The sequence below is a fragment of the Yoonia sp. GPGPB17 genome (assembly GCF_037892195.1).
In the GTDB taxonomy this organism is placed as follows: Bacteria; Pseudomonadota; Alphaproteobacteria; order Rhodobacterales; family Rhodobacteraceae; genus Yoonia.
Window position 1 is genome coordinate 3,615,358 of record NZ_JATACI010000002.1, and the last position, 14,668, is coordinate 3,630,025.

General features: G+C 55.2%; 14 protein-coding genes and 2 pseudogenes. 5 read left to right on the forward strand and 11 right to left on the reverse strand.

All coding sequences use genetic code 11. The features are described from left to right. Window positions 1-10 precede the first annotated feature (10 nt). The 4 genes from QTO30_RS19080 to QTO30_RS19095 all read right to left on the reverse strand — a co-directional run bounded on the left by QTO30_RS19080 (window position 11) and on the right by QTO30_RS19095 (window position 3,259). Window positions 11-1,441, reverse strand: a complete 1,431-nt coding sequence (locus QTO30_RS19080; protein WP_340425620.1) for a type II and III secretion system protein family protein — start codon at window positions 1,439-1,441, stop codon at window positions 11-13. A gap of 223 nt (window positions 1,442-1,664) precedes the next feature. Continuing rightward, the gene (locus QTO30_RS19085) at window positions 1,665-1,814 is read right to left on the reverse strand and encodes a hypothetical protein (RefSeq protein ID WP_340425621.1); all 150 of its coding nucleotides are present in this window, start codon (window positions 1,812-1,814) and stop codon (window positions 1,665-1,667) included. Window positions 1,815-1,830: 16 nt separating this feature from the next. Next, complete coding sequence (cpaB, locus tag QTO30_RS19090; protein ID WP_340425622.1) at window positions 1,831-2,478, reverse strand: Flp pilus assembly protein CpaB; 648 nt, start codon at window positions 2,476-2,478, stop codon at window positions 1,831-1,833. A 589-nt stretch (window positions 2,479-3,067) separates the two neighbouring features. Continuing rightward, window positions 3,068-3,259, reverse strand: coding sequence for a Flp family type IVb pilin (locus QTO30_RS19095; RefSeq protein ID WP_340425624.1), 192 nt, complete (start codon window positions 3,257-3,259; stop codon window positions 3,068-3,070). Between the two features lie 354 nt (window positions 3,260-3,613). On the opposite strand from QTO30_RS19095, the gene QTO30_RS19100 reads away from it, so the two are divergent. Further along, complete coding sequence (locus QTO30_RS19100; RefSeq protein ID WP_340425625.1) at window positions 3,614-4,447, forward strand: lytic transglycosylase domain-containing protein; 834 nt, start codon at window positions 3,614-3,616, stop codon at window positions 4,445-4,447. Here the strand turns inward: QTO30_RS19100 and QTO30_RS19105 are convergent. From QTO30_RS19105 to tldD, 7 genes and pseudogenes are all read right to left on the reverse strand, one after another. After that, complete coding sequence (locus tag QTO30_RS19105) at window positions 4,444-4,734, reverse strand: GNAT family N-acetyltransferase (RefSeq protein ID WP_340425626.1); 291 nt, start codon at window positions 4,732-4,734, stop codon at window positions 4,444-4,446. The genes QTO30_RS19100 and QTO30_RS19105 overlap by 4 nt on opposite strands. Next, window positions 4,727-5,353, reverse strand: a complete 627-nt coding sequence (locus tag QTO30_RS19110) for a 3-oxoacid CoA-transferase subunit B (protein ID WP_340425627.1) — start codon at window positions 5,351-5,353, stop codon at window positions 4,727-4,729. Before QTO30_RS19110 ends, QTO30_RS19105 begins: the two co-directional genes overlap by 8 nt. Before the next feature lie 9 nt (window positions 5,354-5,362). Further along, a complete protein-coding gene (locus QTO30_RS19115; RefSeq protein ID WP_340425628.1) occupies window positions 5,363-5,584 on the reverse strand; it encodes a hypothetical protein in 222 nt (73 codons plus the stop codon). Between the two features lie 11 nt (window positions 5,585-5,595). Beyond that, a complete protein-coding gene (locus QTO30_RS19120; protein WP_340425629.1) occupies window positions 5,596-6,294 on the reverse strand; it encodes a CoA transferase subunit A in 699 nt (232 codons plus the stop codon). Between the two features lie 84 nt (window positions 6,295-6,378). Continuing rightward, window positions 6,379-8,977, reverse strand: a pseudogene (gene topA, locus QTO30_RS19125) (type I DNA topoisomerase). 106 nt (window positions 8,978-9,083) lie between these two features. Then, window positions 9,084-10,218: pseudogene (gene dprA, locus QTO30_RS19130) on the reverse strand (DNA-processing protein DprA). 183 nt (window positions 10,219-10,401) lie between these two features. Next, window positions 10,402-11,823: a metalloprotease TldD gene (tldD, locus tag QTO30_RS19135; RefSeq protein WP_340425630.1), complete on the reverse strand. Its 1,422-nt coding sequence runs from the start codon at window positions 11,821-11,823 to the stop codon at window positions 10,402-10,404. Window positions 11,824-12,008: 185 nt separating this feature from the next. Between tldD and coxB the strand changes: the two genes are divergently transcribed. The 4 genes from coxB to QTO30_RS19155 all read left to right on the forward strand — a co-directional run bounded on the left by coxB (window position 12,009) and on the right by QTO30_RS19155 (window position 14,668). After that, entirely contained in the window at window positions 12,009-12,833 is an 825-nt protein-coding gene (coxB, locus tag QTO30_RS19140) for a cytochrome c oxidase subunit II (protein WP_340425631.1), read from the forward strand. An 88-nt stretch (window positions 12,834-12,921) separates the two neighbouring features. Beyond that, window positions 12,922-13,854 carry a heme o synthase gene (gene cyoE, locus QTO30_RS19145; RefSeq protein WP_340425632.1) on the forward strand — a complete coding sequence of 311 codons (933 nt, stop codon included), beginning with the start codon at window positions 12,922-12,924 and terminating at the stop codon, window positions 13,852-13,854. Then, window positions 13,854-14,057 carry a hypothetical protein gene (locus QTO30_RS19150; protein ID WP_340425633.1) on the forward strand — a complete coding sequence of 68 codons (204 nt, stop codon included), beginning with the start codon at window positions 13,854-13,856 and terminating at the stop codon, window positions 14,055-14,057. The genes cyoE and QTO30_RS19150 overlap by 1 nt, the downstream gene beginning before the upstream one ends. Beyond that, window positions 14,054-14,668, forward strand: coding sequence for a cytochrome c oxidase assembly protein (locus QTO30_RS19155; protein ID WP_340425634.1), 615 nt, complete (start codon window positions 14,054-14,056; stop codon window positions 14,666-14,668). Before QTO30_RS19150 ends, QTO30_RS19155 begins: the two co-directional genes overlap by 4 nt.

Consider the following 14,668-nt stretch of genomic DNA (forward strand, 5'->3'; position numbering starts at 1 on the left):
TATGCTCCAATCATTCGTCAAGGACATAGCCATAGGACCCGCTAAAGTCCTGACGTGCCACTTCGCCCGCACCACCGCTTGATGGTCCGCCTTCATTGGCCACTTGGCCAAACAGGAACAAGCCTTGCTCGGTTGGTGGGCGCACGCGATCAGTTGGCAACGCCAAAGCCTCACCACGTGTTGGTGACACAAGATGAGGTGTGACGATAATCACGAGCTCTGTCTGACGACGTTCATATTCCGCACTGCGGAACAGGGCGCCCAGAACAGGGATATCACCTACCCAAGGCAGTTGGCCGTTCAGGTCAGAAAAGTCATCAGACAACAGGCCCGCAATCGCAAAGCTTTCACCATCACGCATTTCTACTGTTGTTGATGTTTCGCGACGTGTGAACGCATCGACAGAGAAGCCGTTGGCCTGGAAACCATTTGAAGGGTCAATTGCCGATACGGCCGCCGAAAGCTCAAGATTGATGATATCTTGGTCAACAACGCGCGGGACAAAGCTCAACTCAACACCAAATGGCCTGAACTCGACGGTGATGTTACCACCATCGTTGGCCGTTGGCACCGGATACTCACCACCTGCAAGAAATGTGGCTTCCTGACCGCTCAGCGCTGTCAAGTTCGGCTCTGCCAAAGATCGGACAACCCCACGTGTTTCAAGGGCTTCCAGCAGGATGCCAACTTCAAGGCCGCCTGCGCCAAACCCAAACAGGACGGCGCCATTGTTTGCATTGGTCGCTGGGACTGCACCGGAAAGTGCGCCAGATATCGCAGTCTGCCCCACTGTTCGGTTGGTACCACCAGTGATGTTGGCTCGGTCGTTAAATCCAAGACCACTCAATGCAACAGATGTTGACAGCGCCTTGCTGACGGATCGCTGCATCTCTGCAAAGCGAACTTTCAGCATGACCTGCTGTGTGCCGCCAACGGTCATCAGATTGGACACACGGTCTGGCGCATAACGCTGGGCCAGATCAAGTGCACGATCCAGTCGCGCGATTGAGCTGACTGTACCGGACAGCACAATACCATTGTTGGCGGTACGGACTTCAATGTTTTCGCCTGGCAAGATCTGTGTCAGGCGCTCTTTGAACTCTGCCATGTCAGGGGAGACGTGAATTTCCACGTTTGTGATCAAGCGTCCGTTTTCACCAAGCAAGGTAAGCGTCGTGCGACCCGGCTCTTTACCCAACACGTAGATTGTCCGGTCCGACAAAGACGAAATGTCTGCGATGCCGGGGTTCGCAATGGATAGTTCTGTGAAGGGCACATCGCTCTCCACGACAACGGCCCGGCTCATCGGGACGCTGAGTGCACTAGACGCCGCACCGCGCAAGACGCGCAGTGTTTCGGCCGGTGCAATACTGGGTGCTGCCGCCGTAAGCGACAACGTCAAGCCAGCAATAGCTGCCTTCAAAAATCTGTCATATTTCATAAGTGACCTGCCTCTCCGATCACGCCTCGTTTTAACGGGTCTTCCCGCCCATGATGCTGCGACCATGAGGCAGTTCCAGATTTATTGCAAGAATCAAGGCTTTGCAGGACAGAGCGAATGTGGATAAAGCGCAACACTCGCAAGTCTGTGTGGCGGGCACTGCGCCACACACAAGATTTAGCGTGGCGCAAGAAAGATGTGGGACTTCAATATGTCGCGCGGATTAGTCGGCGCATTCAATCTCGACTTGGATGCGTTCTGTACCCCGGTTCTGTGTCACAAAACACTTCTCGGGGGCTTCTACCACTTCCTCTACCTCTTCCACGGGGGCAACAATACCAAGAACATCATTGATGTTTGTCTCGATCGTCAAATCACCAGCTTCCAAATCATCGCGACCAACAGGTGTTAACGAAAGTGCGCCCGCTGACCGAAGAACCTGGAGATCCGCAAAATCTTCTTGTGAGACTTGGATGACGACACGCGGATCCATTGAGATGATTTCCAGTAAGGCTCTTTACCAAACGAGAGATGTTGGTGCCGTTGTCCACGCGACCGACCCAGTAGAGATCAATCAGGTCAGATGTGCGCAGCTCGCCTGAGAACGCCTGCGTCATGGATTCAGGTAAAGGAAATGCCCGCATGCCTGGATCCAAGAGTGCCGCGATGCCCTGACGCGCACCCGCTTCTGTTACCTTGTTGGTGAGAATGGGTTCGTTTACCTGCATCGGCAAACGTACAACACGGGGCGTATTCAATCCTTGTGGAAAAAGCTCTTCTTCGGTAGCGAAAACACCTTCAGGCAAGTGGTCGCGTGCGTATTTGATAATCTGCACATCGTCAGCGGTCAAAAGTTCACCATAAGTGAGGTCTCGTGACGGTGCATAGATGTCCACAGTGCGAATAGCGGTGGACGCACGCTGGCGTTCACGTTCCAACGCGGAAGCTTGCGTGTCCATGTACTGGTTCACCATGTACACAGCAAAGCCCGCAAGGCCCATACCGACCAATAGTACCAATCCAAAAACTGCCCGCATTTTTTGCCTCTAGCTGTTGGGCCATCGCTAAGAATGGCCGTGTCCACCCTGTCTGCCGCTGCTTGCCACACTTTTCAAGCCGCCGTACAGCATGTTTAGAGTATGTAGCCGAAGGGATACATTACAACATAAAAAATAAACAGATTCTTACGTGATGTAAAAGTGAACGCGGTGTCAGTTCCGTAAAAGACGGCTTGCGTCCGGCACTGTTAGTCGCAGACGCCGCCAGAACACTGATCTTCCATAAAGTCGGACATATTATTTGCCATGCGGACAGGTTCGTAAAGCAAACGCATTGACGCAAATTGCCCCGAGCAAACAAATCGCAGCTGTGAGGCCCACAAAATCAACTGTCACGGCACCATCGTCTTGAGTAACAAATGTGGCTAGCAGCTTTTTCATGGTCGGTCCTATCTTGTCTCAACAACGGCCCATAAATGTAGATGTCTCGTCAGATGGCCGTCTGCGCTATTCTGACCAAAAGGTTGCCGGTCAAAATACACGTGGTCACTAAACAGGATACTTATTAAAAAAGTAGCGCCACAACTAAGCAGCGCTACTTACAACACTGTTAAGAGTGTTTAAGCTATTAGCTGCAAGACTCGCCGGAACACTGGTCAAGCAGATCCTGCTCGATGTCGTTTGCAAGTGTGCTGGCACCGTTGCTGACAGCTGTACCAACGGCCAGGCCGAGTACAACGATCGCAGCTGTCAGAACAACGAAGTCAACTGTGACAGCACCGTCTTCGTCATTACGGAAGTTTTCGATAAATTTAAGCATTGTGTTCCCTCCTCAGGGTATTGCAGGTTTTGTTTCGTTCCGCGCTTAAGCATCTAATTCACTAGTTACGCTAACGCGAACGCCGTCTTGGATGCTGACATATAGCCATTTGAATGGGGCGGGAGTTTGGCATCAAACATTTTTTTTCGCCTCAAACATCGAATCGGACAATTTTGGGCATAAGTCACTGTTTTTAAATGAAAGAAATATTCATCTCTGGTTCATCTTTTGCTGTGTCCGTTGCTGAAATGCTCTCAATCCCAACAGAATCATAGGAATTGTTCTTTGAGAACTGGCATTTGGACCGTTTTCTGCCATCTTATGATGAACAAACAAGCCACGAGCAGGCGAGAAATGAGTCGTAGATTAACGGGCATACTTACAGCAGGTGCGATTCTATGTGTATCGCCGCTGATAGCAGAGGTTGAACGGCTCCAGCCGGACTTCACTTTTAAACGTGTAACAGTGCCTTCGGGCAATAATGGCAATCGTATCACCGTGCAGATTGATCCGAATGCCCCGCGTTTGGGGCCAGTTTACGCCGATCCAGAGCCCGAACCCGTATCGGTGGGTCCTGTCGCTGTGCCGCGACCATCGGCGCTAGATTGGTTTTGGACGACGGTGCCAGCCAAACTGTCCGAGCAAGGGCCCGTACGTTTTCAAATGGCGATGGCACAACTGAATAATCCGCCCGCAGGACAGGTTGTGCCTGCTCCGCGCTTGCAAGCGTTGCAGGAAATCGCAAACACGCATGGGCGCAGTATCCTGGTGGAAACTGTGGGAACATCTGTTTCTCCGGCTTTGGTTCTTGCCGTCATTTCCGTTGAAAGTGCGGGGCGTATTGATGCGGTGAGCTCGGCAGGGGCAGAAGGTCTGATGCAGTTGATGCCCGCGACGGCGACACGGTTTGGCGTGACAGATAGCAAAGATCCGGCGCAGAACATCAAAGGCGGTGTCGCCTATCTGGAATGGCTGTTGGATCACTTTGGCGATGATCCGGTACTGGCGCTTGCTGGATACAATGCCGGGGAAGGTAATGTGGCACGCCATGAAGGTGTGCCACCATTTCGCGAAACACGCGCCTATGTGCCCAAGGTGCTTGCCGCCTGGCAGGTTGCCAAAGGACTATGTCAAACGCCGCCCGAGCTTATCACAGATGCCTGCGTCTTTAATGTGAACGGTATCTAAACCGAGAAGGCATCCGCCCATTCAGGATGCTTGCGCCGTTGCGCATTCACAAAGGGGCAAAGGGGGACGATCTGAAAGCCCTTGCTGCGCGCATCTGCGATCATCTCACGCAGCATCATCAAGCCGATACCTTCGCCTTCATGGCCGCTGGCGACCTGCGTATGGTCGGCGATCACCAGCTTTGCGGACATAACCGAATAGGTCAGCTCACTTTCACCCGAGGCATGCACTATATAGTAACGACCCTTCTTGTCGCTCTCTTCGTGCATGACGGAAAGATCAGACAATGGCCGCTTCCGTTGCAGCGCGCAATTCATCTTCCGTGACGCCCTCGGCGGTTTCGACGATCTGCAGACCGCCTTCAACAACATCCAGAACCCCAAGATTGGTGATGATCCGATCTACAACGCCTTTGCCAGTCAGCGGAAGGGTGCATTCCTTCAGCACCTTGCTGACGCCGTGTTTGTTGGTGTGATCCATCACGACAACGACCCGGCCAACACCTGCGACCAGATCCATCGCACCGCCCATCCCTTTCACCAGCTTGCCGGGGATCATCCAGTTTGCCAGATCACCGTTCTCGGCCACTTCCATCGCACCGAGGATCGCCATCGCAATCTTGCCGCCGCGGATCATGCCAAAGGACTGCGCGCTGTCAAAGTAGGCCGTCTGCGACAATTCCGTGATGGTCTGCTTGCCTGCGTTGATCAGGTCGGCATCTTCTTCACCCTCAATGGGGAAGGGGCCCATGCCCAGCATGCCGTTCTCAGACTGCAAGGTCACTTCAATCCCATCAGGAATATAGTTCGACACCAGGGTCGGAATGCCGATCCCAAGGTTCACATACCAGCCATCTTGCAGTTCCTGTGCGGCACGGGCAGCCATCTGATTGCGATCCCAAGGCATAAGCTGATCCTACTCTTTGTCGTTCAATGCGGTTTTGATCTCGGCCAAATGGTCTTCGATCGCGCCAAGGCGGTGGTCGAGCATAAGGCCTTCTGCGGTTTGCAGGGTCATACGCTGCAGTTCTTTGTCGTCGCCGGTAAAGCTGTCATGCACGATGCGGCGGGCCACCACGATCCAATGATGAAAATCGCGGATGGTGTCTTTTTCGTCTTCGGGCAAAACATTTGACATCGGTATCCCCCTTAAGCGGCCGGGCGGGTTGTGCGTTGTTCAATGCGTTTTTCATGTTCGCCTTGGATCAATCGATGCACATAGATACCCGGCAGGTGAATGCTGTCAGGATCAAGCGTCCCAGTTGGCACAATCTCTTCGACCTCCACGACACAGACCTTGCCGCACATGGCGGCAGGTGGGTTAAAGTTGCGGGCCGTCTTGCGGAACACGAGGTTCCCGGTCTCATCCGCTTTCCACGCCTTCACTATGGAGAGGTCAGCAAAAATACCCTCTTCCATAATATAGGTCTCGCCGTTGAAGTCTTTATGCTCTTTACCCTCAGCGATCACAGTGCCCACGCCGGTCTTGGTGTAAAAGCCGGGAATGCCGCAGCCGCCAGCGCGCATACGCTCGGCCAACGTGCCCTGTGGGTTAAATTCCAGCTCCAACTCGCCGGACAGGTACTGACGCATAAACTCAGCATTCTCACCGACGTAAGAGCTGATCATCTTTTTGACCTGACGGGTCTGTAGCAGAATGCCGATACCAAAGTCATCAACGCCCGCGTTGTTCGACGCAAATGTCAGATCCTTTGTGCCCGCATCCTTGATCGCATCCAGCAGCAGTTCGGGAATGCCGCATAGGCCAAAACCACCGGCGGCGATAAACATGCCATCATGCAAAAGACCATCGAGGGCAGCGGTCGCGTTAGGGTAAATCTTCTTCATCAGCAAACTCTCCGGCATGTTTTCAGGATGTTGTGCCGCTAGGGAAACACAGAGTCAATGAATTGCCGCGATGCAGAAATGCGGTCAACTGGCCTTCTTCTTCGCGGGCGTTTTCTTGGCCGTCGTTCTTTTCTTTGCGGGCGCTTTCTTGCGGGCAGGTTTTTTCTTCCCCGCTTTCTCGGCACGTTCATCAATCAGATGCACGGCCTGCGCCATTGTCAGCTCAGACGGCTCTATCGTATCGGGGATTGTCGCGTTGATCTTCTCCCACTTTACATATGGTCCATATTTGCCGTCGAAGATGTTGACCGGACCACCGGCCTCTGGATGCTCGCCCAATTCACGCACCGGGACAGCCGCCTTGCCACGTTGACCGCGCGACGCCACCTTCTCAGCCAGCAATTGTACGGCGCGGTTCATGCCGACGGTCCACACCTCATCAATGCTGTCCAGATTGGCATTGGTCCCGCCCCGGTGAGACGTGCTTTCCGCATGTTTCAGGTAGGGGCCATAGCGGCCGAGGTTGGCCCAAACAGTCACGCCGTCTTCGGGGTGTGGACCCAATTCGCGCGGTAGTGTCAGCAGCATCAAAGCCTGATCAAGCGTCACCTCTTCCGGTTCCCAACCTTCCGGCACACCTTGGCGGGGTGGTTTTTTGTTGTCTTCGGTCACTTCACCGCGCTGAGCATAGGGCCCAAAGCGGCCCTTGAAGATACGGATTTCGTCGCCGTTGTCTGTGCCCAGTAACTTGCCTTCAGGCGGAATGGCCGAGGCCTCTGCCTCTGGATTGGGTGGTCCGAAAGGCCGCGTATAGCGGCATTCCGGATAGTTTGAACATCCGATAAACGCACCACCAGACCGGGCGGTGCGCATCGACAAACGGCCCGCCCCGCAGTTGGGACACAGGCGTGGATCGCTGCCATCCTCGGTTGGCGGGAACAGATGCGGCTCTAACACCTCGTTGATTTTTTCCAATACCTCGGTGATGCGCAGATCCGCGGTTTCAGCAATGGCGGCCGAGAAATCGCGCCAAAACTGACCAAGCACCTTTTTATAGTCAGCGTCCCCTGCACTGACCTCATCCAACTGGTTTTCCAGATCGGCCGTAAAGTCATACCCAATATATTTGCGGAAATAGTTGGTCAGGAAAGCCGTCACCAAACGGCCCTTGTCCTGCGGGATCAGGCGGTTTTTGTCTTTCTCAACATAACCACGGTCCTGAATTGTCGTCACGATTGAAGCGTAAGTCGAAGGGCGACCGATTCCCAGTTCTTCCATACGCTTGACCAAGGTCGCCTCGGTGTAGCGGGGGTGGTTGGGTGAAATGCTGTTCGGGGTCGACCGATTTCTTCTCAGCGGTCTCGCCCTGGGCCAGTTGTGGCAGACGCTTGTCGTCATCATCGACAACGCTGTCGTCCTTGCCTTCTTCATAAATCGCGATGAAGCCATCAAAAACCATGACCTGCCCGTTGGCGCGCAACACGACCTGTTCGTCGGCGCTGGTGATATCAACCACGGTGCGTTCCAGCTTGGCGGCTGCCATCTGGCTGGCCATCGTGCGCTTATAGATCAGATCATACAGTTTTCGCTGATCGGCATCAGCGATTTTGGCGTCTTCGGTGCTGACCGACATTTCGGTCGGGCGAATGCATTCGTGGGCTTCCTGCGCATTCTTGGCTTTGTTTTTATACATGCGTGGCTGGTCGGGCAGGTATGCGTCGCCAAATTTTGCCTTGATCGCATCGCGCGCACCCGTCACCGCCTCGGGCGCCATATCAATGCCATCGGTCCGCATGTAGGTAATCAGGCCCGCCTCATAGAGGCGCTGGGCGACACCCATCGTCTGCTTGGCCCCCATGCCGAATTTGCGGCTGGCCTCTTGCTGCAAAGTCGAGGTCATGAAGGGAGGAGAGGGATTGCGGGTCGCAGGCTTGGCCTCAACCGACTTGATCACCAAATCGCGCGAGTTGATCGCTTGCACCGCCATTTCGGCCTGTGTTGCGTTTTCAAGGTCGAACTTGTCCAGCTTTTTGCCTGCCAGAGTGGTCAGCCGCGCTTCGAATGTCTGGCCGCGCGCGGATTGCAAAAGCGCCTTAACCGTCCAGTATTCCCGATTGCGGAATGCTTCGATTTCCATCTCGCGCTCAACGATGATGCGCAGACAAACGGATTGTACGCGACCAGCTGATTTTGCGCCGGGCAGTTTGCGCCACAGTACCGGGGAGAGGTTAAAACCAACAAGGTAATCCAAAGCGCGGCGGGCCAGATAGGCCTCGACCAATGGCTCATCGACTTGGCGCGGATTTGCCATCGCGTCGGTGACGGCCGTCTTGGTGATCGCGTTGAAAACGACGCGACTAACGGGCGTATCTTTCTTGATCGCTTTCTTGGCCGTCAGTGCTTCCGTCAGATGCCAGGAAATCGCCTCACCCTCACGGTCGGGGTCGGTTGCAAGGATCAGTTCGTTGTCGTCTTTGAGTGCATCAACGATCGCTTTGATGTGCTTCTTGCTGTCCGAAGCGATCTCCCATTTCATGTCGAAATCGTCGTCAGGCAGGACAGAGCCGTCCTTTGGCGGCAGATCGCGGACGTGTCCGTACGAGGCCAGAACGGTATAGTCGTTGCCCAGATATCCGTTTATTTTCTTTGCCTTAGCAGGGGACTCGACAACAACAACAGGCATGAGAATCCTTTACAGAGAATGCGCTTCCTTAGGTCGGGCAAGATGTGGCGTCTGTTTGCAGAATGTCAATGAGGGGAAAAATCTTTGCGAAGAATTGCCTGTAGGCTCAGACAACCCGTGCCAGCAGCCCACCTGATTGCCGGGCGATTTTACCCTCAAGCTCAAGGTCAATAAGAATGGGGGCTACGTCGGTTGCTTTGGCCTTGATGTCGCGCAAAAGCTGATCCTCGGCAATGGGGGCGGCGCCCAACCGAGACAGGATTTCAGAGTGTAGCGCCGCGACATCACGTAGGCTGCGTGTTTTAGGAGCGGGTTTAGGCAACTCAAGTTCTGGTTCGGATGATGCGACTGGTGTGACCGCATCAATCACGTCCTGCGCATTGCGCACCAAAGTTGCGCCATCGCGGATCAGCATGTTTGATCCCCAGGCGCGTGCATCAAACGGGTGACCGGGGACGGCCAGAACGTCGCGTCCCTGATCAAGGGCGTTGCGTGCGGTGATCAAGCTGCCCGATTTTCCTGCAGCTTCAACAACGACAACGGCGCGTGCCAGCCCAGAAATAATGCGGTTGCGCGCCGGAAAGTGGCGTGCCTGCGGCTGCAAACCCATCGGCATTTCGGATACACGTACCCCGCTTTTGGCGATATCATGGGCCAGCTGCGTGTTTTCAGCCGGATAGATGATATCAACCCCACCGGCCATTACCGCGACGGTGCAACCGGCCAGCGCCCCGTGATGGGCTGCCGCGTCAATCCCTCGTGCCAGGCCGGACACGACCGCAAATCCGGCGTTCGCCAGATCTTCACCCAGCCGTTTGGCCATGCGGGTCCCCAAAGATGATGCATTTCGCGCGCCGACAAGTGCAATCATCGGTTTTTGCAAAATGGAGGCGCTGCCAAGCGCCCACAAGAGCGGCGGGGCATTTTCGACGTCTTGCAAGGCCTGCGGATAATCCGGTGTTCCATCTATCAACAAACGCGCGCCTGCGGCTTTGCTTAGCCTTCAGCTCGGCCATTACAACACCTTCCGGACAGATTGCATAATCTGCAACACCGGCTGCCTTGGCAATATCCGGCAGCGCGGCGAGTGCATCAGCCGCGCTGCCGTGTTCTGCCAGCAGCCGACGATATGTTGCAACGCCAACCCGACGCGAACGCAATAGACGGAGCCGGGCAACCAGATCGTCTTCCGTGGTGGGTAGGAGTGGGGGGTGATTGGAAGATAGATGTGTTCCGGTCATCCCGTAAGCTCCGTCATATTGCCCGATCAGTGTAGCGTTGCGGAAGTTAACGAGTTCTGAATCAATCTGATTTGAATTTAGAGATAATACGGAATTTCTTGTTTAATACACCCGCATTGACCGAGATGCATTCATCGTGGTGCCGCCTCAGTGCGGCAGCGCCTTCACAAAGCGAGAATCACCTTAAGCTGCTGCTCCGCCCACAGTTAGCCCTCCAATCATCAGGGTGGGCTGACCGACACCCACGGGCACCCACTGTCCTGCCTTACCGCAGTTGCCGATCCCGGGATCAAGGGCCAGGTCGTTGCCGATCCCACGAATCTGCTTCAGCGCTGTAGCCCCGTCACCAATCAGTGTCGCACCCTTCACGGGTGCACCAACCACCCCATCTTTGACCCGGTAGGCCTCGGTGCAGCTAAAGACGAACTTGCCATTCGTAATGTCCACCTGTCCGCCGCCAAATCCGACCGCGTAAATGCCATCCTTGAGATCAGCGACCAGCGCTTCGGGGGCTGTATTTCCCGCCAGCATATAGGTGTTCGTCATGCGCGGCATTGGCGCATGCGCAAAGCTTTCGCGCCGCCCATTGCCCGTGGGTTCTACGCCCATCAATCGCGCGTTCTGGCGATCCTGCATGTAGCCCACCAGAACACCATCTTCGATCAGGGTGTTCTTTGCGCTCGGTGTGCCTTCATCATCCACTGTGATGGATCCGCGCCGATCAGGGATCGTGCCATCGTCCAGCACAGTCACGCCCTTGGCCGCAATCTGCTGGCCCATCAGACCCGCAAATGCGCTTGAACCCTTGCGATTGAAATCGCCCTCAAGCCCGTGACCAATCGCTTCATGCAGCAATATGCCGGGCCAGCCGGGGCCAAGCACCACATCCATCACGCCAGCCGGGGCAGGTTCAGCGTCAAGGTTCACCAAGGCAATGCGCAAGGCCTCGCGTGCGACCGGTTCCCAATGATCGCGTCCAATCAAACCGATCAAGCCCGCACGGCCACCGCCGCCCATACCGCCGCTTTCACGTTTGCCGTTCTCTTCAACAATCACGCTGATGTTCAGTCGCGACATTGGGCGGGCGTCCGTGACCAACGTGCCTTCAGGGCGCAAGATCAAAACCTCCTGATGCGAGGCCGCAACGGTTGCAGACACCTGCACGACACGCGGGTCGAGTGCGCGCGCGAATGCATCAATTTCGCGTAGTAGATCAATTTTGGCCGGGAAGGTGGCCTGCAACATCGGGTCATCGTCCGAGTATAGTTTGCGATTGGTGCCAGCAGGGGCGTCGGCCATCGTGCCGCCACCATCGCCCACAGCCAGACGCGCTGTTGAAACGGCACGCTTCAATGCGTGTTCGTCAATTGTTGTGGAATGGGCATAGCCTGCGGTTTCGCCACGTACCGCACGCAAGCCAAACCCCTCAGAGGCGTCGAAACTGGCGGTCTTGATACGGCCATCATCGAACGAGATCACTTCAGACTTGCGGCGCTCCAAAAACAGTTCCCCATCGTCTGCACCTGCCGTTGCCTCACGCAGCAGCGAAAGGGCTGTGTCCTGATCGAGATTGGTCTCAAACGGGCGAAACGGATCTGCTGACATGCGGTTTTCCTTGGCTGAGAGCGCATTTTGTTGCGAAAGCGTCTGTTTGACGCAATTGCAGTTCTTGAGTTGTGCATCAGGATATGGGACACGGTCCTGCGAATACAATGGGATTCCGTTCAACGCCTGAACAGAATCGCCTGGGAGACGCGCCCAACGCGGGTGCATTGAAGATAGGGTACGATATGCGTTTGAACAGCATCGCCGCATCACTTTGGACCACAGCCGGTCTGATCATGGCAGGGTCCGCCGCAACAGCACAGCAGATTGACCAGGAGCTTGAAATTGTCGGGCGTCCGGTGGATCGGGGTATGGGTTTCCAACCCTCAGCGACGGAACTGGCGCGCGATGTTGTGTGGTTGGACAACATGCTGTTGGTAATCATTACGGTGATCACGCTTTTTGTCACTGGGCTTATGGCATGGGTGGCAATCCGCTATAACCAAACCAGAAACCCAGAACCTGCAACATTCACGCACAACTCACCACTTGAGGTGGCCTGGACGGTCGTACCCGTTGTGATCCTGGTCTTTATTGGCGCATTCTCACTGCCTGTGTTGTTCAAACAGCAAGAAATCCCCGAGGCCGACATCACCATCAAAGTGACAGGCTATCAGTGGTATTGGGGCTATGAATATGTCGATCACGGCGTTGAGTTTGACAGCTACATGCTGGCCCGTGAGGAGCTGGAAGAGTACGGCTACGGCCAGGACGAATATCTGCTTGCGACTGACACTGCGGTTATCGTGCCAATCGGCGCGACCGTTGTGATGCAGGTGACCGCTGCGGATGTGATCCACTCTTGGACCATCCCCGCGTTTGGCGTAAAGCAAGATGCAGTTCCCGGGCGTTTGGCAGAACTGTGGTTCGCCGCCGAGCGTGAAGGCATTTACTTTGGTCAGTGTTCCGAGCTTTGCGGCAAAGACCACGCCTATATGCCAATCACTGTCAAAGTGGTGAGCCAGGAAACATATGACGCATGGCTCGCCGAGGCGACCGGCACATCTTAAAGGGTAAGGTGGGTCGACGCCCACCTTGCATCAACGACGGTTCGATCACATCAGGCAGGTCTTGCCCTACCCACTTTGAAGGTCCGCAATGAGCGATATCAGCGCATCAGATCAAAGCTACGAAGCAAACATGGGCGACTACTTTGCCCTGTTGAAACCGCGTGTGATGTCACTGGTCGTGTTTACCGCACTCGTGGGGCTTTTGGTGTCTCCGGTACCTGTTCACCCGTTCATTGGTTTTGTCGCTATCTTGTGTATCGCTGTCGGCGCCGGGGCCTCTGGCGCGCTGAATATGTGGTGGGATGCGGATATCGACGCCCGCATGAAACGGACAGCCGGACGCCCCATCCCCTCTGGCCGGGTTGAACCGGGTGAGGCGCTGGGCATTGGTCTGGCACTTTCCGGCTTTGCGATTGTGCTTTTGGCGCTGGCCACAAACTTCCTTGCCGCTCTCCTGCTGGCCTTCACCATCTTCTTTTACGCCGTCATCTATTCAATGTGGCTGAAACGGGCGACACCGCAAAACATCGTGATTGGCGGTGCTGCGGGTGCCTTCCCTCCGATGATCGGCTGGGCCGTGGCCACAGGTGGGGTCAGCATTGAAAGCGTGCTGATGTTCGCGCTGATTTTCATGTGGACTCCGCCGCACTTCTGGGCGCTGGCGCTGTTTGTGAAGTCGGACTACGGCAATGCCGGTGTACCCATGTTGACGGAAACCCATGGGCGGGATGCGACACGTAAGCATGTCATCATCTATACACTGCTGCTGGTGCCCGTTGCACTGGGGCTGGGGTTCACCTCGATTGGCGGTCCGGTCTATCTGGCTGTGGCGATCTGGATGAATGGTTGGTTCCTGAAGGGCGCTTATGACATCTGGCGCCGGACAGACGCCGACTGCGAAGCGGACAAGCACCGTGTTGAAATCAAAGTCTTCAAAGTCTCGCTCTACTACGTCTTTGCGCATTTCGGGGCGCTCTTGATTGAAGCGGCTTTGCGGCTATATGGCCTGGGAGGCTGGTAATGCCATTGCAAGTCGAACATGAGCTCCATGAACGGCGTAAAGGGCGCAACTATGGGCTTGGGCTGATCCTTGCTTGTTTCATCGCGATCATCTTTGGCTTGACGGTCGTGAAGGTCTTGCAGCTTGGCGATGCAGCCCAGTTTGAACGATTTGACCATGTGGCCCGTCCACAGATCATTCCTGAAGAGGGGGCAGGCGAATGAAACTTTTTCCAAACCTTCAAGGTCCGCAACGGACATTGGCACAAACAGTATCTGTTGTGATCCTCATGGGCGGGCTCGCCTGGGCCTCGGTTCCCTTTTATGACTGGTTCTGCCGGGTGACCGGCTTTGGCGGGGCGACCAATGTGGCCGAATCCGGCAGCGATGTGATTTTGGATGAGACAATCAAGGTCCGTTTCGACGCCTCGCTGGAGCGGGATATGCCATGGACCTTCAAACCCGAAGTGCGCGAGATGGAAATCCGGATCGGCGAAACCGGACTGGCCTTTTATGAGGCGCACAACCCGCTTGATGTGCCTATCGCCGGACAGGCCGCCTATAATGTCACACCTTACGAGGCCGGGGCGTTTTTCGACAAAATTGAGTGTTTTTGCTTCACAGAGCAGGTGCTGATGCCGGGTGAGACCGTGATGATGCCAGTCAGCTTCTTTGTAGACCCGGCGATCGTGGATGACCGTGAGGGGAAATTCGTGCACACCATCACGCTCAGCTACACATTCTACCAGATTGATTTGCCTGAAGAGGAGATGCAGGCCTCTCTGGCACCACAAGCTTTGACACCGGCGCCACAAGACGCCATACAAACCTACTAA

What these genes read in the sequence shown, in the direction of transcription:
- QTO30_RS19080 (WP_340425620.1), bottom strand. Translation starts at nt 1,441, where the DNA reads ATGAAATATGACAGATTTTTGAAGGCAGCTATTGCTGGCTTGACGTTG.
- cpaB (WP_340425622.1), bottom strand. Translation starts at nt 2,478, where the DNA reads ATGCGGGCAGTTTTTGGATTGGTACTATTGGTCGGTATGGGCCTTGCG.
- QTO30_RS19095 (WP_340425624.1), bottom strand. Translation starts at nt 3,259, where the DNA reads ATGCTTAAATTTATCGAAAACTTCCGTAATGACGAAGACGGTGCTGTC.
- QTO30_RS19100 (WP_340425625.1), top strand. Translation starts at nt 3,614, where the DNA reads ATGAGTCGTAGATTAACGGGCATACTTACAGCAGGTGCGATTCTATGT.
- QTO30_RS19110 (WP_340425627.1), bottom strand. Translation starts at nt 5,353, where the DNA reads ATGCCTTGGGATCGCAATCAGATGGCTGCCCGTGCCGCACAGGAACTG.
- QTO30_RS19115 (WP_340425628.1), bottom strand. Translation starts at nt 5,584, where the DNA reads ATGTCAAATGTTTTGCCCGAAGACGAAAAAGACACCATCCGCGATTTT.
- QTO30_RS19120 (WP_340425629.1), bottom strand. Translation starts at nt 6,294, where the DNA reads ATGAAGAAGATTTACCCTAACGCGACCGCTGCCCTCGATGGTCTTTTG.
- tldD (WP_340425630.1), bottom strand. Translation starts at nt 11,823, where the DNA reads ATGTCAGCAGATCCGTTTCGCCCGTTTGAGACCAATCTCGATCAGGAC.
- coxB (WP_340425631.1), top strand. Translation starts at nt 12,009, where the DNA reads ATGCGTTTGAACAGCATCGCCGCATCACTTTGGACCACAGCCGGTCTG.
- cyoE (WP_340425632.1), top strand. Translation starts at nt 12,922, where the DNA reads ATGAGCGATATCAGCGCATCAGATCAAAGCTACGAAGCAAACATGGGC.
- QTO30_RS19150 (WP_340425633.1), top strand. Translation starts at nt 13,854, where the DNA reads ATGCCATTGCAAGTCGAACATGAGCTCCATGAACGGCGTAAAGGGCGC.
- QTO30_RS19155 (WP_340425634.1), top strand. Translation starts at nt 14,054, where the DNA reads ATGAAACTTTTTCCAAACCTTCAAGGTCCGCAACGGACATTGGCACAA.